This window comes from Streptomyces pristinaespiralis (assembly GCF_001278075.1).
In the GTDB taxonomy this organism is placed as follows: domain Bacteria; phylum Actinomycetota; class Actinomycetes; order Streptomycetales; family Streptomycetaceae; genus Streptomyces; species Streptomyces pristinaespiralis.
In genome coordinates this window covers 7,097,886-7,113,265 of the sequence record NZ_CP011340.1, presented here as the reverse complement: position 1 = coordinate 7,113,265, position 15,380 = coordinate 7,097,886, and the positions used below count along the sequence as shown (strand labels likewise).

General features: G+C 72.4%; 15 protein-coding genes. 7 read left to right on the top strand and 8 right to left on the bottom strand.

What is annotated here, in order from left to right:
• Positions 1 to 58: 58 nt before the first annotated feature.
• Entirely contained in the window at positions 59 to 676 is a 618-nt protein-coding gene (locus SPRI_RS30515; protein WP_158685204.1) for a hypothetical protein, read from the top strand.
• Positions 677 to 815: 139 nt separating this feature from the next.
• On the opposite strand, the gene SPRI_RS30510 is transcribed toward SPRI_RS30515, so the two are convergent.
• Positions 816 to 2,315, bottom strand: coding sequence for an SCO1417 family PLP biosynthesis transcription factor (locus SPRI_RS30510; protein WP_005320063.1), 1,500 nt, complete (start codon positions 2,313 to 2,315; stop codon positions 816 to 818).
• A 30-nt stretch (positions 2,316 to 2,345) separates the two neighbouring features.
• On the opposite strand from SPRI_RS30510, the gene yczE reads away from it, so the two are divergent.
• The 4 genes from yczE to SPRI_RS30490 all read left to right on the top strand — a co-directional run bounded on the left by yczE (position 2,346) and on the right by SPRI_RS30490 (position 5,887).
• On the top strand, positions 2,346 to 3,065 hold the full coding sequence (yczE, locus tag SPRI_RS30505) for a membrane protein YczE (protein WP_005320060.1): 720 nt from the start codon (positions 2,346 to 2,348) through the stop codon (positions 3,063 to 3,065).
• Positions 3,062 to 3,826 (top strand): glycerophosphodiester phosphodiesterase family protein, encoded by a 765-nt coding sequence (locus SPRI_RS30500; protein WP_005320058.1) that lies wholly within the window; start codon positions 3,062 to 3,064, stop codon positions 3,824 to 3,826. The genes yczE and SPRI_RS30500 overlap by 4 nt, the downstream gene beginning before the upstream one ends.
• Before the next feature lie 61 nt (positions 3,827 to 3,887).
• Positions 3,888 to 5,246, top strand: coding sequence for an MFS transporter (locus tag SPRI_RS30495; protein WP_005320056.1), 1,359 nt, complete (start codon positions 3,888 to 3,890; stop codon positions 5,244 to 5,246).
• A gap of 266 nt (positions 5,247 to 5,512) precedes the next feature.
• Positions 5,513 to 5,887, top strand: coding sequence for an RNA polymerase-binding protein RbpA (locus SPRI_RS30490; protein WP_003959706.1), 375 nt, complete (start codon positions 5,513 to 5,515; stop codon positions 5,885 to 5,887).
• 183 nt (positions 5,888 to 6,070) lie between these two features.
• Here SPRI_RS30490 and fxsA read toward each other — a convergent pair whose 3' ends face one another.
• From fxsA to SPRI_RS30470, 4 genes are all read right to left on the bottom strand, one after another.
• Positions 6,071 to 6,670: an FxsA family membrane protein gene (fxsA, locus tag SPRI_RS30485; protein ID WP_053557525.1), complete on the bottom strand. Its 600-nt coding sequence runs from the start codon at positions 6,668 to 6,670 to the stop codon at positions 6,071 to 6,073.
• 46 nt (positions 6,671 to 6,716) lie between these two features.
• Positions 6,717 to 7,532 (bottom strand): polyprenol monophosphomannose synthase, encoded by an 816-nt coding sequence (locus SPRI_RS30480; protein WP_005320030.1) that lies wholly within the window; start codon positions 7,530 to 7,532, stop codon positions 6,717 to 6,719.
• A 544-nt stretch (positions 7,533 to 8,076) separates the two neighbouring features.
• Positions 8,077 to 9,723, bottom strand: coding sequence for an amidohydrolase (locus tag SPRI_RS30475; RefSeq protein WP_053557524.1), 1,647 nt, complete (start codon positions 9,721 to 9,723; stop codon positions 8,077 to 8,079).
• 79 nt (positions 9,724 to 9,802) lie between these two features.
• Positions 9,803 to 10,243 carry an Lrp/AsnC family transcriptional regulator gene (locus SPRI_RS30470; RefSeq protein ID WP_050791604.1) on the bottom strand — a complete coding sequence of 147 codons (441 nt, stop codon included), beginning with the start codon at positions 10,241 to 10,243 and terminating at the stop codon, positions 9,803 to 9,805.
• Between the two features lie 205 nt (positions 10,244 to 10,448).
• Here SPRI_RS30470 and SPRI_RS30465 point away from each other — a divergent pair, with 205 nt between their 5' ends.
• Positions 10,449 to 10,868: a hypothetical protein gene (locus SPRI_RS30465; RefSeq protein ID WP_005320022.1), complete on the top strand. Its 420-nt coding sequence runs from the start codon at positions 10,449 to 10,451 to the stop codon at positions 10,866 to 10,868.
• A gap of 438 nt (positions 10,869 to 11,306) precedes the next feature.
• Here SPRI_RS30465 and SPRI_RS30460 read toward each other — a convergent pair whose 3' ends face one another.
• The 3 genes from SPRI_RS30460 to SPRI_RS30455 all read right to left on the bottom strand — a co-directional run bounded on the left by SPRI_RS30460 (position 11,307) and on the right by SPRI_RS30455 (position 14,397).
• Positions 11,307 to 12,479: an acyl-CoA dehydrogenase family protein gene (locus tag SPRI_RS30460; RefSeq protein ID WP_005320019.1), complete on the bottom strand. Its 1,173-nt coding sequence runs from the start codon at positions 12,477 to 12,479 to the stop codon at positions 11,307 to 11,309.
• Positions 12,480 to 12,721: 242 nt separating this feature from the next.
• Entirely contained in the window at positions 12,722 to 12,871 is a 150-nt protein-coding gene (locus tag SPRI_RS38225; protein WP_106428474.1) for an SCO1431 family membrane protein, read from the bottom strand.
• A 149-nt stretch (positions 12,872 to 13,020) separates the two neighbouring features.
• Positions 13,021 to 14,397 carry a peptidase C39 family protein gene (locus SPRI_RS30455; protein ID WP_005320013.1) on the bottom strand — a complete coding sequence of 459 codons (1,377 nt, stop codon included), beginning with the start codon at positions 14,395 to 14,397 and terminating at the stop codon, positions 13,021 to 13,023.
• A gap of 199 nt (positions 14,398 to 14,596) precedes the next feature.
• On the opposite strand from SPRI_RS30455, the gene SPRI_RS30450 reads away from it, so the two are divergent.
• Positions 14,597 to 15,229, top strand: coding sequence for a uridine kinase family protein (locus SPRI_RS30450; RefSeq protein WP_005320011.1), 633 nt, complete (start codon positions 14,597 to 14,599; stop codon positions 15,227 to 15,229).
• Positions 15,230 to 15,380: the final 151 nt, after the last annotated feature.

Here is a 15,380-nt window from a genome sequence, read left to right as displayed (position 1 = left end):
TTCGGGCGGGGCGCCGGGCCCACGGCACGGGGGCCGGGGTCGCGGAGACCGGCGGCGGATGCTGATGCCCACCCCGCAGGAGCCTCCCGTAAGCGGTCCCGGCCCCCGGGTGACCCCGAGGCCGGGCCCCGTCGCAGCAGGCGACGGCCTTCCCGCTCCCGGCGTCATCGGCATCGGACTCGCAGCGGTGCTGACGTTCGCGCTGGCCCAGGGCTCCTGGCAGTGGTTCGCCACGTTCACCGGGGTGACGCTCCTCGCGGTGATGCTCGCCTTCCAGCGACGGGCGGAGTGGACGCCGGACATCCGCTCGCCGTACATGCGCGGACTGGTCGCGTACGCGCTGGTCGTCGGCCTGTGCGTGGCGGTCGCGCTCGCACCTCTGCTGCAGCGCCGGGCCTGGCTGTTCCCGATGCCGGCCACGCGCGGCAAGTGCGGGCTGATGGGCAGGTACGAGGCCCTTCAGGTGAAGGCCGCACTGGGGGACCTGGCCGGCAGTGACGGCACCGCCCTGGCGTTCGCCCAGGACGTGCGGGCCCGCGAGGCCGTGGCCGACTGCCTGGCGGCCACGACGACTCTGTGGCTGCCGGTGTACGGGGTCGGGGCGGCGGTGCTGGTGGGTGCCGCCGCATGGTTCCAGGACCGGGCCCGCGCCCGGCGGACCCCCGTCGCCCACTGAGGTCTTCGGCCGGGGGTCTTCGCCATGATCAGGCCCGCGGCAGCCGACCGACGCCCGCGATCAGCGCACCTGGGCCGGTCGGCACAGCGCCACCGGACCGGGCCCGGTCCGGTGGCGCACGGAAGTGGCATCCGGGCCGCTACGCCACGAACGTGCGCGGGGCCTCCGTGCCCGTCGTCGCCCCCTTGGAGACCAGACGCGCCGCCGCGGCGAGACGGGCCGCCGCCTCCTCCGCCACCGGGCCGCCCACGGTGAACGGCAGTCGTACGTAGCCCTCGAAGGCGCCGTCGACACCGAAACGCGGTCCCGACGGCACCCGGACGCCCACGCGCTCGCCGACCTCGGCGAGGCGGGAGCCGGAGAGGCCGCCGGTGCGGACCCAGAGGGTGAGGCCGCCGCGGGGGACGTCGAACTCCCAGGCCGGAAGTTCCTTGCGGACCGCGGCCACCAGCGCATCGCGGTTGTCGCGCGCCTGCTCCCGGCGGATGGAGACGGCCTCGGTCCAGCCGCCGGTGCGCATCAGCCAGTTGATGGCGAGCTGCTCCAGGACCGGCGTGCCGAGGTCGGCGTAGGCGCGGGCGGCGACGAGCGAACGGATCACGTCGGGGGCGGCGCGGACCCAGCCGATCCGCATACCGGCCCAGAAGGCCTTGCTGGCAGAGCCGACGGTGAGGACCGTGGAGCCCGCGGGGTCGAACGAGCAGACGGGCGGCGGCATCTCGATGTCGGGGTCGAGGTGCAGTTCCGACATGGTCTCGTCGACGACGAGCACCGTCCCTGCCGAGCGTGCCGCCTCCACCAGGGCGCGGCGCTGATGCTCGTCGGCGAGCGCGCCGGTGGGGTTGTGGAAGTCGGCGACGACGTACGCGAGACGGGGCGCGGCGTCGCGCAGCACCTGCCGCCAGCGGTTCAGGTCCCAGCCGGTGAGGCCTTCCGCCATGGCCACGGGTACGAGCCGTGCGCCCGCCTCGCGCATCAGCTGGAGGATGTTGGCGTAGGAGGGCGATTCGACGGCGATGCGTTCGCCGCGGCCGGCGAACAGGTGGCAGATCGCGTCGATGGCGCCCATCGCGCCGGTGGTGACCATGATCTGTTCCGGCATGGTCGGGATGCCGCGTTCCGTGTAGCGGTCGGCGAGCATCTGGCGCAGGGCGGGCAGTCCGGCCGGGTAGTCGCCGTGGGTGTGTGCGTAGGGCGGCAGTTCCTCGAGGGCGCCCTGGACGGACCGGGTCAGCCACGGCTCCGGCGCGGGCAGCGCGGCACAGCCCAGGTCGATCATGGAGCCGAGCGACTCCGGCGGCAGGGGCTCGAGGCCGCGGGCGGGCAGCGGGTTCCCGGCGGGTACGGCGGTCCAGCTGCCGGCGCCTCTGCGGGACTCGAGGAAGCCCTCGCCGCGCAGCGCCTCGTACGCGGCGGCGACCGTGGTGCGGCTGACCGAGAGGGACAGCGCGAGTTCGCGTTCCGCGGGCAGCCGTGCGGCGACCGGGACGCGGCCCTCGAGGACGAGCAGGCGGATGCCGTCGGCGAGCGCGCGGTAGGCGGGCGGCTTGCGGGTCCCGGGCCCCGCGGGGCGCGCCTGCTGGGAGGTGAGCTGCCGTGCGAGCTGGGCCGCACCCACCGCAGAAGTCCACTGCGTCATGGAAGTCGGTCCACCTTCCTCGAATTGGCCATGGTTGCCGGATGTTCCATAGCCACAGAGTGTCATGCGTCAGTCCACGAACACCAGACAGGGGGCGCCATCGTGTCCGCGCATCTCACCCGCCGACTGCTCCAGCTGTACGTCGGCCTCGCGCTGTACGGAGCGAGTTCCGCCTTGCTGGTGCGCGCCGGGCTCGGCCTCGAGCCGTGGGGGGTGCTGCATCAGGGGCTGGCCGAGCTGACCGGGCTGACGATCGGCGTGGTGTCGATCATCGTGGGCGCCGTGGTGCTGCTGCTGTGGATACCGATCCGCCAGCGGCCCGGCCTCGGGACCGTGTCCAACGTGTTCGTCATCGGCATCGCCATGGACGCCACGCTGGCCCTCGTACCGCAGGTGACGACGCTCGCCGGGCAGATCCCGCTGATGGCCGCGGGGATCGTGCTCAACGGCGCGGCGACCGGCCTCTACATCGCGGCCCGCTTCGGACCGGGACCCCGGGACGGCCTGATGACCGGCCTGCACCGGCTGACGGGCCGCTCGATCCGGCTGGTGCGCACCGCGATCGAGGTCGCGGTCGTCGCGACCGGGTTCGCGCTCGGTGGTTCCGCGGGCATCGGAACGGTGGCGTACGCGCTGGCCATCGGGCCGCTGGCGCAGCTTTTCCTTCGGGTGTTCGCCGTCCCGGAGGAGGGCGGACGCAGCACGGTGGTCGCCAAGGGGTCACCCTCACAGGCCATACTGCCGCGGTGACCCGCATACCCCATCCCTATCTGGACCACCCCGCGACGCTCGCCTTCGCCCACCGCGGTGGGGCGGCCGACGGCATCGAGAACACGGCGGAGGCCTTCCGGCGGGCCGCCGCGGCCGGATACCGCTACTTCGAGACCGATGTGCACACGACGGCGGACGGGCACCTCGTCGCCTTCCACGACACCACGCTGGACCGGGTGACGGATGCCCGTGGGCGGATCGCCGCACTGCCGTGGAGCGAGGTCCGCAGGGCGAGGGTGGCGGGCCGCGAGCCGCTGGCGTTGTTCGAGGAGCTGCTGGAGGAGTTCCCCGCGGCCCGTTGGAACGTGGACCTGAAGGCGGAGTCCGCGCTGGTGCCGCTGGTCGAGCTGATCCGGCGGACCGCGGCGTGGGACCGGGTGTGCGTCGGCTCGTTCTCCGAGGCCCGGGTGGCCCGGGCGATGAAGCTCGCGGGTCCGCGTCTCGCGACCTCGTACGGGGTGCGCGGCGTGCTCGGCCTGCGGCTCGGCTCGTACGGGATACCGGCGGCGGTGCGCAGCGGGGCGGTGTGCGCGCAGGTGCCGGAGACGCAGGGCGGGATCCGCGTGGTGGACCGGCGCTTCGTGCGGGCGGCCCACCGGCGGGGTCTGCAGGTCCATGTGTGGACGGTGAACGACGCCGACCGGATGGCCCGGCTCCTGGACCTTGGCGTGGATGGCATCATGACCGATCATCTTGAGACGTTGCGCACGGTGCTGACCGACCGGGGAGTGTGGGTCTGATCGCGCCCGCGCGGCCGCGGGGGCACCGGCGTCTGCGACGGCATGAGCGAGGGGGCGCCGAGTGAGCGCGGACACGGCGGACAGCGCCGAGGGCACCGGCGAGGACGACGGTGCACGCAGACGCGAGCAACGGGGCTGGTACTTCTACGACTTCGCGTGCTCCGTCTATTCGACGAGCGTGCTGACGGTCTTCCTGGGGCCTTATCTGACCTCGGTGGCGAAGGCGGCGGCGGACGCCGACGGCTTCGTCCATCCCCTGGGCATCCCGGTGCGGGCGGGTTCCGTCTTCCCGTACGCGGTGTCGGTGTCGGTGGTGCTCGCGGTGCTGATCATGCCGTTCGCCGGGGCGGCCGCGGACCGCACGGGCCGCAAGAAGCCGCTGCTCGCCGTCGCCGCGTACGTGGGGGCGGCGGCGACGACGGGGATGTTCTTCCTGGACGGCGACCGTTATGTGCTGGGCGCGTTCCTCCTGATCGTGGCGAACGCAGCGCTGGCCGTCTCGATGGTCCTCTACAACGCGTACCTGCCGCAGATCGCCGGCCCTGAAGAGCGTGACGCGGTGTCCTCGCGGGGCTGGGCCTTCGGCTACACGTCCGGTGCCCTCGTGCTGGTGCTGAATCTGATCGTCTACTCGGGGCACGAGACGTTCGGCCTCTCCGAGGGCGACGCGGTCCGCATCTGCCTGGCCTCGGCCGGTCTCTGGTGGGGCGCCTTCACGCTGATCCCGTTGCGCAGGCTGCGCGACCGCAGGATCGCGCCGTCCGGCGAGGGCGCGGTCGGCTCGGGGTGGCGGCAGCTCGTCGCGACGCTCCGGGACATGCGCCGGCATCCCCTCACCCTCTCGTTCCTGCTCGCGTACCTCGTCTACAACGACGGCGTGCAGACGGTCATCTCCCAGGCCTCCGTCTACGGCTCCGAGGAACTGGGCCTGGACCAGACCACCCTGATCACGGCGGTTCTGCTGGTGCAGTTGCTGGCGGTCGCGGGTGCGCTGGGCATGGGCAGGCTGGCCCGTTCGTACGGGGCGAAGCGCACGATCCTCGCCTCGCTCGCGGTGTGGACCCTGATCCTGGCGGCGGGCTACTTCCTGCCCGCGGGCGAGCCGGTGTGGTTCTACTGCCTCGCGGCCGGTATCGGACTGGTCCTGGGCGGCAGCCAGGCGCTGTCGCGGTCGCTGTTCTCCCACCTCGTGCCGCGGGGCAAGGAGGCGGAGTACTTTTCGGCCTACGAGATGAGCGACCGGGGACTGAGCTGGCTCGGGCCGCTGGTGTTCGGTCTGGCGTATCAGATGTCGGGCAGCTACCGTGACGCGATCATTTCTTTGGTGATCTTCTTCGGAGTGGGATTCGTGCTGCTCGCGAGGGTTCCCGTAAGGCGTGCGGTGGCCGCTGCGGGGAACCCGGTACCGGAGCGGATTTAGACGCCTGAGTGAAAGGCCGGTAGTGTACGCCTTTGGCTTGCCAGGCGGACCGTTACTGCGTGCTGGAATAGTGAAATCAGTGGGTGACACTTTCTGTCAGATGTGACAAACCGGGCACTGGTGGGTACCCCAACCAATGGCAAAGCAGCGGCACGACGGGCGACGCATGACCCGGAACGGGAATCTTTACCGCCGACCGGACGTTGACCGGATGACGACGACAGCGACACCTGTCCTGTGGGCGACAAGCCCGGGAGGCACGATTCATGAGTGAGCGAGCTCTCCGCGGCACGCGACTTGTGGTTACCAGCTACGAGACGGACCGCGGCATCGACCTGGCCCCGCGCCAGGCGGTGGAGTACGCATGCCAGAACGGACATCGTTTTGAGATGCCGTTCTCGGTCGAGGCGGAGATTCCGCCGGAGTGGGAGTGCAAGGCGTGTGGCGCCCAGGCACTCCTGGTCGACGGGGACGGCCCCGAAGAGAAGAAGGGCAAGCCGGCGCGCACGCACTGGGACATGCTGATGGAGCGGCGTACCCGCGAGGAGCTGGAAGAGGTGCTGGCCGAACGGCTGGCGGTCCTTCGTTCCGGCGCCATGAACATCGCGGTGCACCCGCGCGACAGCCGCAAGTCCGCGTAGCCCGCACAGGCGCGCGAAGCGAGCAGCACGAGAGCCGCGGCCGGCCCACACACCGTGTGGGCCGGCCGCGGCTCTCGTCGTGTTCCCGCCCGGGTTCTCGTACGGCCGGTACGGACAGGTGCGGCGCCCGGGCCGCAGAACCAGGGGCCGCACCGGTCCGTCGTGGTTCAGGTCCGCCGGAGATCAGGGGGTCAGCGGGGGCCGCCGGCCGGGCTCGTCGTCGCGGGGCGCCGTGCCGTGGTGCCCGGTGCCCTCCTCGCGGATGACCTCGCCCTGGACGACCTTGCCGTCCGGGCGGCGCATACGGGCCTGCTGGAACGCGTCGCCGAGGCCGCCGGGGACCGCGGCGTTCATCCGCCGCTCCAGCGAGCGTTCCGCGGCCCGGCCGAGCCGGGCCCGGACCGGCGGCACAAGAAGCAGCAGCCCGGCCGCGTCGGACACGAGGCCCGGCAGCATCAGCAGCAGACCGCCGAGCATCAGCAGCCCGTTGCCCTCGGCGCGGCCGGGCGCCGCGGGCTCGGGGTCCGGCTGCTGCCGGCCCGTCTGCTGCTGAAGCGTCTCGGTGAGGTTGGCGAAGGCCCGCCGCCCCGCCCGCTTGACCACCGCGGCCCCGAGCACCGCGGCGCCGACCAGCAGCCCGAGGACGGCGAAGCCGCCCGCGGCGTCCGCCACGACGGTCAGCAGCCAGATCTCCAGGACCAGCCAGGCGGCGATGGCCAGGGGGACGAGAGTGCGGGCGCGGGAGCGCCTCGGGGCGGTCGGGGGCGGTGCGCCGGTCGTCATGCTCCCAGTGTGCCTGGGCGCCTGCCGGAGCGGCGTAAGGGGGCTGTCAGGAGGACCGAGGAGGCCGGGGCGGTGCGGACTTGCGGCCGAGGAGGCGGCCGGCCCGCTCCTCCACCCCCCACGCGGTGACCCGCCAGAGGGCCTCGACGACGATGTCCCTGTTCATCTTCGAGTCGCCGTGCTCGCGCTCCACGAAGGTGATCGGGACCTCGACGACGTGGAAGCCGGCGGCAACGGCCCGCCGGGCCAGGTCGACCTGGAAGCAGTAGCCCTGGGAGGCGACGTCGCCGAGGCCGAGGCCTTCCAGGGTCTCGGCGCGGAAGGCCCGGAAGCCTCCCGTGACGTCCCGCAGCGGCACACCGAGCAGCAGCCGGGAGTAGGTGCTGCCGCCGCGCGAGAGGATCTCGCGGTGCTTGGGCCAGTTCACGACCCGCCCGCCGGGCACCCAGCGGGACCCGAGAACGAGGTCGGCGCCCTTGAGGGCGGTCAGCAGCCTGGGCAGTTCCTCGGGCTGGTGGGAGCCGTCGGCGTCCATCTCGACCAGGACGCCGTAGTCGTGCTCGATGCCCCAGCGGAAGCCGGCCAGGTAGGCCGCGCCGAGACCTTCCTTGCCCTTGCGGTGCAGGACGTGCACCTGCTCGTCCTGCACGGCGAGCTCGTCGGCGAACTTGCCCGTGCCGTCAGGGCTGTTGTCGTCGGCGACGAGCACGTCCGCGTCGGGCACGGCGGCGCGCACCCGGGAGACGATCGACCGGATGTTCTCGGCTTCGTTGTAGGTGGGAATGATCACCAACGCTCTGCCGAGCGGGCCGTACCGCCTCCCCTGGGGTCCACCATGGGGAACCGCACCACCGTCGTTCACTGCTGCCCCTTAAAGTCCGTCGCAGAGCCCAACCATAGCGAGCCCCCGAGGGGCGCTTCCCGCGGCACGGATCTTCGCGATGAAGACGGAACGACCAGGACACGGCGTCGGGGCGGAACGGCGGGCGGACCCGGCCGGACGCAGCGGATCGGGCCCGGCGTCCTTCGGGCCGACCTGGGGCCCGCTGGCTGCGGGTCGACCGAGAGCCGTTGTCTACTGAACGCCGGGCCCCACCCGGGTCCCACCTGCCGATCGGCGGAAACCTTCCCTCTGCCCCCGAGGCGCGGGCGCTGAACCTGGCTCCCAGTGGTGGTGCGCCGGTGCGGCACACCACCCCATGACCCAGCGGCGTTCGACGACTTGCGTGGAGGTTGCCGGTCGGAGTTCTTCGGTGGACTCATGCGAACCTACCGGCCGGTGGGCGCTCGCTGTCAACAGTCGCCTGATCAGCGAGAATTACCGGAACGGCCAGGTCAGAGGCGAAGATCCGCAGGTCGAGGCGGAACGGCGGGAATACGTCCGGGCGGTGCGAAATGTCCTTACGTCACCCGTTCGGTCCCTCGAAGACGGTATGTCCGCCCACCACTGTCCGCACGCATTCGGGCAGTTCGGCGCCGGGTCCGAGGTCGGGCAGACCGGGCGTGCCGGAACGCGGGTCGGTGGACCAGCGGGCGACCCGGTCGTCGGGCGCCTGGACGATCAGCGCGCCGGTGCGCCAGACCGCGTAGTCGGCCGGGGCGCCCGGCACGAGCACGCCTGCGTCGTCCTGGCCGACGGCACGCCAGCCGCCGCGGGTGTGGGCGGTGAACGCCGCCCGTACGGAGATGCGGTGCTCGGGCGTCCGGTGGAAGGCGGCGGCACGTACCGTCCCCCACGGGTCGAGGGGCGTCACCGGGCTGTCGGAGCCGAAGGCGAGCGGCACCCCGGCGCGCAGCAGCGCCGCGTACGGGTTGAGGGTGCGGGCCCGCTCGGCGCCCAGGCGCTGGGCGTACATGCCCTCCTCGCCGCCCCAGGCCGCGTCGAAGGCGGGCTGGACGGAGGCGGTGAGGCCGAACTCGGCGAAGGCTGCGATCGTTTCGGGGGTGAGCATCTCGGCGTGCTCGATGCGGTGCCGCGCGGCGCGGATCCGGTCGAGCCCCAGCCGGTCGGCCGCCGCCCGCACGCCGTCGACGACCGCGCTCAGGGCGGCGTCGCCGATGGCGTGGAACCCGGCCTGCAGCCCCGCCCGGGTGCAGGCGGTCACATGGGCCGCGACGGCCGCCGCGTCGAGATGGGCGCTTCCGGTGGTGGTGGGGGCGTCGGCGTACGGGGCGTGCAGGCACGCGGTGTGCGAGCCGAGGGAGCCGTCGACGAACAGGTCCCCTGCCGCGCCGGAGGCGCCGAGTTCGCGGATGCGCCGGGCGTCCTTCTCGTCGGTGACCTGTTCGGCCCAGTAGCCCACCACCCGCGGGCCGGGCTCGGCACGGGAGAGGGCGAGCAGGGAGGTGAAGTCCGCCTCGTCGGAGATCTCGGGGCCCGCGCACTCGTGGATGCTGCCGATGCCGAGGGACGCGGCGCGGGAGAGCGCCGCCCGTTGCGCCGCCCGCCGCTGGGCGGGGGTGACGGCCCCGTGGGCGGCGGCGCGCACCGCGTGGTGGGCCGCCCCGGTCAGCGGGGCGTCGGGGTGGAAGCCGGCCAGGCCGGTGACACCGGGGACCAGGTCGAGCAGGGCGGTGGTGACGACGGCGGAGTGCACGTCGACCCGCGGCAGGTACAGCGGCCGGCCGCCGGACGCCTCGTCGAGTTCGGCACGGCTCGGGGGCCGCTGCTCGGGCCAGCGCGTCGCGTCCCAGCCGTGACCGAGCAGGACCTGGCCGGCGGCGGGGTGGGCGGCGCCGTACTCCCGTACGAGGCGCAGGGCCTCGGCGAGGGAGGCCGCTGCGGACAGGTCGAGGCCGGTGAGGGCCAGACCGGTCGACGTGGTGTGGACGTGGGCGTCGGTGAACGCGGGGGTGACCAGGGCCCCTTCGAGATCGACCACTTCGTCGACGCCGGTGGCGAAGGCGTCGGCGGCGCCTTCGGATCCCACCCAGGCGACGCGTCCCTTCTCGACGACCATCGCGGTGGCGAAGGGGTCGGCGGGGCTGTGGACTTCTCCACCGCGCAGCAGCACGGTGCGGTGTTCGCTCTGGGGGGCGGTGCTCTCGGTCATGGGGCAAGCCTAGAGAGCCGCCGCGCACGCCCCGTACCGGGCCGGTGGTCCGTGGCCTGGGCCCTGGGACCACCGGGTGTCAGATCCGCGGCGGGCGGGCCTCGTACGGGGTGGAGAGGACGACCGTGGTGCGGGTGGAGACGCCGGAGAGGGAGCGGATCCGGGTGAGCAGGTGCTCCAGTTCGAGGGGTGTCGCGACGCGCACCTTGAGGATGTAGTTCTCGTCGCCCGCGACGCTGTGGCAGGCCTCGATCTCCGGCACGCCGGCGAGCCGGTCCGCGATGTCGTCGGGGGCGCTGGGGTCGAACGGCTTGACCGAGATGAACGCGGTCAGCGGCAGCCCGACGGCCTCCGGGTCGACGACCGCCGCGTAGCCGCGGATGACGCCCCGCTGCTCGAGGCGGCGGACGCGCTGGTGCACCGCCGATGTGGACAGGCCGGTGGCCTTGCCCAGGTCGGTGTAGCTCATCCGCCCGTCCTTGACGAGCAGGTCCACGATCTGACGATCCAGCTCCTCCATGCGGATCAACCTATGGCCCCGGATCGCTTCCGGCACAGTCCCCGGGCCTCCGGACGGGCATCACGGGCCCCCATGTGACCAACGCCACAGGTTTGCCCGGTCGATGCGCCGTGACCCCACGGTTACCCGACCTGCACGGTGGGCATTGCTTGCTGTGGTCGAGGCCGCACATGCCTGGTCGGCCCATCCAAGGGGGAGATTCTCCATGCAGAGTGTCAAGACTGTGTCTTCCAAGAGCACCGGACGCACCGAACCGGAGCCTGTTGATCCGGCCGAGCCGGCGGAGACGGACGTTCTGGACGCGTACGACACCTTCGAGATGTTCCGGGTGATCTGCCCGGACTGCGCTCAGCCGATCGCGCTGCTGGCGGACGAGGACGTCCTGCCCGAGCACGCGCTGTGCCCCACCCCGTGGAACCCGTTCGGTCTGACGGTCTGCTCGGGCACCGGCCGGGACGCCTCCCTCGCCCGTCCCGCGGACGAGTCGCTCGAGGTCCAGGAGCAGGACACCGCGCTCCTGCTGACGCTTCCGCAGGGCCTGGACTGGCGCACCCAGCCGTTCTCGCACGTGGGTGGCCCCGGCTCGCGGCCGCTGAAGGTTCCGCCGATGCGTCGGGCCGCCTGAAGGACGTGCCCCGGGGAGTTCTCCGGCTCCCCGGACAGCGAGCGTGACCGCCCGCCCCTGGGGACATCCCCAGAATTCCGCCGACGCGTCGGCCCGCGCCCGGCACCACGGGAACCCGGATCGCGGTGCCCCGCGCCGCGGCGGGGGACCGTGCAGCGGCGGGGGACGGTGCAGCCCCTGCACTGGCGCTCGAATAGTCCTGCCGGTAACCGCTTCCGCGCGTGGCGCGTTGGCCGGGCATGAGCCTGCACCGCCCGACCACGCAAGGCCGTCGGCGCCTGGTTGTGCCCGTTCGTGAAGAATCGGTTCCGCACCCGGCCGACCCGCCCATCTACCGTGAGCTTCTCCAACTGTGGGCGAGCCGGGGCAGAACGCTGCCCGGGCGCCGCGACCCCGAAGGGGCCGGACTCGCGGCGCCGCCGGCCAGGAGCGGACGGGTCAGCGCGTCTCAGGTCCCGCCAGATGGCGGGCGATGACCATCCGCTGGATCTGGTTCGTCCCCTCGACGATCTGCAGGACCTTGGCCTCGCGCATGAAGCGCTCCACCGGGAAGTCCTGCGTGTAGCCGTAACCGCCGAGGACCTGGACGGCGTCGGTGGTGACGCTCATCGCCGCGTCCGTGCAGAACAGCTTCGCCATGGCGGCCTGCCGGGAGAACGGCCGTCCCGCGTCCCTCAGCCGGGCGGCGGCGAGGTACAGCGCCCGCCCCGCCTCGATCCGGGTGGCCATGTCCGCGAGCATGAAGCGCAGGCCCTGGAAGTCGGCGATGGGACGCCCGAACTGCTTGCGTCCGGTGGCGTAGCCGAGTGCCTCGTCCAGCGCGGCCTGCGCGACGCCGATGGCACAGGCGGCGATGCCGAGACGGCCCGAGTCGAGGGCGGAGAGCGCGATGGCGAAGCCCTGGCCCTCCTCACCGATACGGCGCGAGTCCGGAATCCGGACGCCGTCGAAGTGGAGCTGGGCGGTGGGCGACCCCTTCATGCCCATCTTCTTCTCGGGTACCGCCGGGTTCAGCCCCGGGGCGTCGCCCGGCACCAGGAACGCGGTGATACCGCGCGGGCCTTCCACGCCGGTGCGTGCGAGGACCGTGTAGAAGTCGGCGACGCCGCCGTGGGTGATCCAGGCCTTCGTCCCGGTGACGACCCAGTCGTCCCCGTCCCGGACCGCCTTGGTGCGCAGCGAGGCGGCGTCGGAGCCGGAGGCGGGCTCGGAGAGGCAGTAGGCGCCGAGCAGGCCGCCGCCGAGCATCGCGGGCAGGTGCTCGCCCTGCTGCTCCTTGGTGCCGTACCCGGCCAGCGCGTGGCAGGACAGGGAGTGGACGCTCACCCCGAGGCCGACGGTGAGGCGGGCCGCCGCGAGCTCTTCCAGGACCTGGAGATAGACCTCGTACGGCTGGTCCCCGCCACCGAATTCGGAGTCGTAGGGAAGGCCGAGCAGTCCTGATTCGGACAGCAGCGAGAAGACCTCGCGCGGGAAGTGCCCGGCGTCCTCCTCCTCGGCCGCGCGGGGGGCGATCTCCCGCTGGACGATGTCGCGGACCAGGGTGATCAGATCCCTGGCCTCTTCGGTGGGCAGCTGACGGTCCACCGGCTGCGGGGCGCGGTCGGGCATGGCGGCGCTCTCCTCCCTGTCGGGCGCTGCGGCGGTCACGCGCAAGGGTGTGGGCGCGCCGCCGGTTGTTCTGCCAGGCCGATGGTGCCCTTCCGGATCACGAAAGAGGCTGCATAGCGGCTTGTGGCGCGCCTGAGTATGCCCGATCGGAAGGCGGGCGTCACGGGTCACCCGGGGGCGAAGTGACGGCCCGGGGCAGCGCCTTCGGGCAGGTGAGGGCGTCGCGGGCGGAAGGCCCGGTACTAGATCAGGCCGACCTGCGTGATGAGCATGGCCAGGACCACCACGAGCGTCCAGCCGAAGACGTGCTCGAGAAGGTCGGATCCTTCGTCCGGGCCGCCGGTACGGGTCGTCGGCAGGGTGCGGTCGGCGGTTGCTGCGTTCGAGGTCATGGCGCGTCTCGTTCGGTCGTCCGGCAGGTGGCTCCCCCTGGGATCTTCCGCCCGTATCGGACGGAAGACCGTGGCCACACAACAGTGCCAGCGACACGGGCCCCCGGGGTAGAGACGTTCGTCACTGCCGCCGGGGGCCGCGCGGTGCGTCAGTGGACGCCGACGGCCGCCAGAGCCGCACGCTGGGCGGCCGTGGGGTGCGCGGGCCAGTACAGGTAGCAGACGCCTCCTGTGCCGGAGACCACCTTCCCGGTGGCGTTGTAGCGCTTGGTACGCAGCCAGATCTTCTCCCACTCGGCACGGCGGTAGACGCGGCGGACCGCCTCGTTGTCGGGTGAGGCCGGATCGTTGGCGATCACGTCACCGTCGGCGGTGAAGCCGATCACCGTCATGAGGTGGCCGGCGGTGCCGTAACCCGCTCCCGTCAGCTCCTCCTTCAGGAACGACTGGGACGTTATGGCCGGGATTCCGGCGGCGATCAGCGTCTCCAGATCGGTCAGCGAGGTCAGCCGGGTGACGACGGCGCTCATGTCGCGGTAGGTCGCGGCATAGGCGGCGTTGAAGGGCCAGTTGCCGCAGCCCTCGTACTGGTGGTCGAAGGTGAAACGGGCGGCATGACAGACCTGCGGGTCCTCGAAGTCGGGATTCACCCAGGCCAGGTCCTCCGCGGACGGCCTGCGGCCCCAGTACTCGATGATCATCTGCGACGACGTGGGGCTGCACCACGCCTCGCCGCCGTTGTCGTACTCCGGGTACTGGCCCACATGCGTGTTCTGGGAGTACCTCGGCACGATCAGTTCGCGGGCGAGGCCCGGCTCCGACGCCGGCACTCCGAAGCGGTCCGGGATGTCGGAGGTCATCGCGCCCACCCGCCACACGGTGGGTGTGAGCGTGGTCCCCGGCCGGCGGTAGAGCGTGAGGCGCAGCCGGTAGGAGTCGAGGCGCAGTCCGCTCGCGGCGTCGTCGACGGAGAAGGTGTCCGTCCAGATGCTCGCCCTGCCGTCTTTCTGGTCGTCGACCGAGGTCCGGCGGATGTCCCGGTCGCCCGCGGCCCAGCGGCCCATCACGAACCAGGGCGTGGCGCTGCCGTCCGAGTACGCGCCGCTCAGCTCCACCTGGAGCCAGGTCCCGGCGGGTGTGTCCGCGTTCCAGGAGGCGATGGCCTCGGTGGCGGGCACGCGGGAGCGGTGCACCGGCGAGGTCCAGGTCGCGTACTCCCACCTCGCGGTCGTGCCGGTGTGCGGGTCGGTGTAGTCGGTGGTGCCGGCCGGCTCGGCGATCACCACGCCCGGACGGCGGCCGGCGACGGCCTTCGTGCCGGCGCGGTCGCCGCAGCGCCAGTCCGTGTAGGAGGACCAGAAGCGGTTGTCCACGAGCGGCCGCGCGCGCCGCGACGGTGCCGCGGGGACGGCGGCCGTACCGGTCGCGGCGGCCGACTGCCCGGCGGCGAGGGACAGGGTTCCGGCGGTGGCGGCTGCCGCGAGCGCGGCACCCAGAACGTCTCTGCGCGAAGTAGGTCTGGCCATGGGACCCCCAAGTCAGGAGCGCGACAGTGGGGCCACTATCGCGGTTCGCGACTCGCTTCTGCCAGGGATTCGACTCGCGTCGCGGAAGCAATATTGGTCTCGACCACTGGGGGTTCGGCCGTCGGAGGGAGCGAGGTGACCTGGGGCGCCGCACCGGACCGGGCTGCCGCGCCTGGAGGGCGCCTCTTAGGGTGGCCCCATGGACGACCTCGACCGCCGGGCCGCCGGGCTGCGCACGCTGCCACCCTCCTGCGGGCCTGTGCGCCTGGTCGCGGTGGACGGTCACGCGGGCTCGGGCAAGAGCACGTTCACCGGCCGGCTGGCCGGCGCGCTCGGCGCGGAGGTGCCCGTACTGCACCTCGACGATCTGGCCACCCACGAGGAGCTGTTCGACTGGACGGGGCGGATGCTGAGCCAGGTGATCGAGCCCTTGACGCGGGGCCGGGACGCGGCCTACCACCCGTACGACTGGAACCTCCGGCGCTTCCTCGCGCCGCGCGTGCTGCCGGCGGCGCCCGTGGTCCTGGTGGAGGGGGTCGGGGCCGGGCGGCGGGCGCTGCGCCCGTATCTCGCGGCGCTGCTGTGGATGGACCGGGGTGCCGAGGAGTCCTGGGCGCGCGGCAGGGCGCGTGACGGTGCGGCGCTCTCCGGGTTCTGGGACGGCTGGACGGCGGCGGAGATGCGCCATTTCTTGTCCGATCCTTCAGCCCCGTTCGCCGACGCCCTGATACGCGAGTGTCCGACGGGCTACGAGTGGCTCCAGATGCCCGCCGGGACTGCAGGTTCGCACCAATCGATCACGCACAGTGATGGCCTTCCCCCGGCATTCTGAGGCGTCGGGATTACGTCTCAAGAGTGCCTCAACTCTGCTTGACCGACGGGGCGTACAGGTCTTACGTTTCCAATGTGCGGCTTTCCGAAGCCGCCGCAGACGCGAAGCCCCCGGTTGTTCCCCCGTGATCGGGGGCTTCGTTCTGCCCGTT

What these genes read in the sequence shown, in the direction of transcription:
- SPRI_RS30490 (WP_003959706.1), top strand. Translation starts at nt 5,513, where the DNA reads ATGAGTGAGCGAGCTCTCCGCGGCACGCGACTTGTGGTTACCAGCTAC.
- SPRI_RS30510 (WP_005320063.1), bottom strand. Translation starts at nt 2,315, where the DNA reads ATGACGCAGTGGACTTCTGCGGTGGGTGCGGCCCAGCTCGCACGGCAG.
- SPRI_RS30465 (WP_005320022.1), top strand. Translation starts at nt 10,449, where the DNA reads ATGCAGAGTGTCAAGACTGTGTCTTCCAAGAGCACCGGACGCACCGAA.
- SPRI_RS30450 (WP_005320011.1), top strand. Translation starts at nt 14,597, where the DNA reads ATGGACGACCTCGACCGCCGGGCCGCCGGGCTGCGCACGCTGCCACCC.
- fxsA (WP_053557525.1), bottom strand. Translation starts at nt 6,670, where the DNA reads ATGACGACCGGCGCACCGCCCCCGACCGCCCCGAGGCGCTCCCGCGCC.
- SPRI_RS38225 (WP_106428474.1), bottom strand. Translation starts at nt 12,871, where the DNA reads ATGACCTCGAACGCAGCAACCGCCGACCGCACCCTGCCGACGACCCGT.
- SPRI_RS30455 (WP_005320013.1), bottom strand. Translation starts at nt 14,397, where the DNA reads ATGGCCAGACCTACTTCGCGCAGAGACGTTCTGGGTGCCGCGCTCGCG.
- SPRI_RS30475 (WP_053557524.1), bottom strand. Translation starts at nt 9,723, where the DNA reads ATGACCGAGAGCACCGCCCCCCAGAGCGAACACCGCACCGTGCTGCTG.
- yczE (WP_005320060.1), top strand. Translation starts at nt 2,346, where the DNA reads ATGGTTGCCGGATGTTCCATAGCCACAGAGTGTCATGCGTCAGTCCAC.
- SPRI_RS30460 (WP_005320019.1), bottom strand. Translation starts at nt 12,479, where the DNA reads ATGCCCGACCGCGCCCCGCAGCCGGTGGACCGTCAGCTGCCCACCGAA.
- SPRI_RS30470 (WP_050791604.1), bottom strand. Translation starts at nt 10,243, where the DNA reads ATGGAGGAGCTGGATCGTCAGATCGTGGACCTGCTCGTCAAGGACGGG.
- SPRI_RS30515 (WP_158685204.1), top strand. Translation starts at nt 59, where the DNA reads ATGCTGATGCCCACCCCGCAGGAGCCTCCCGTAAGCGGTCCCGGCCCC.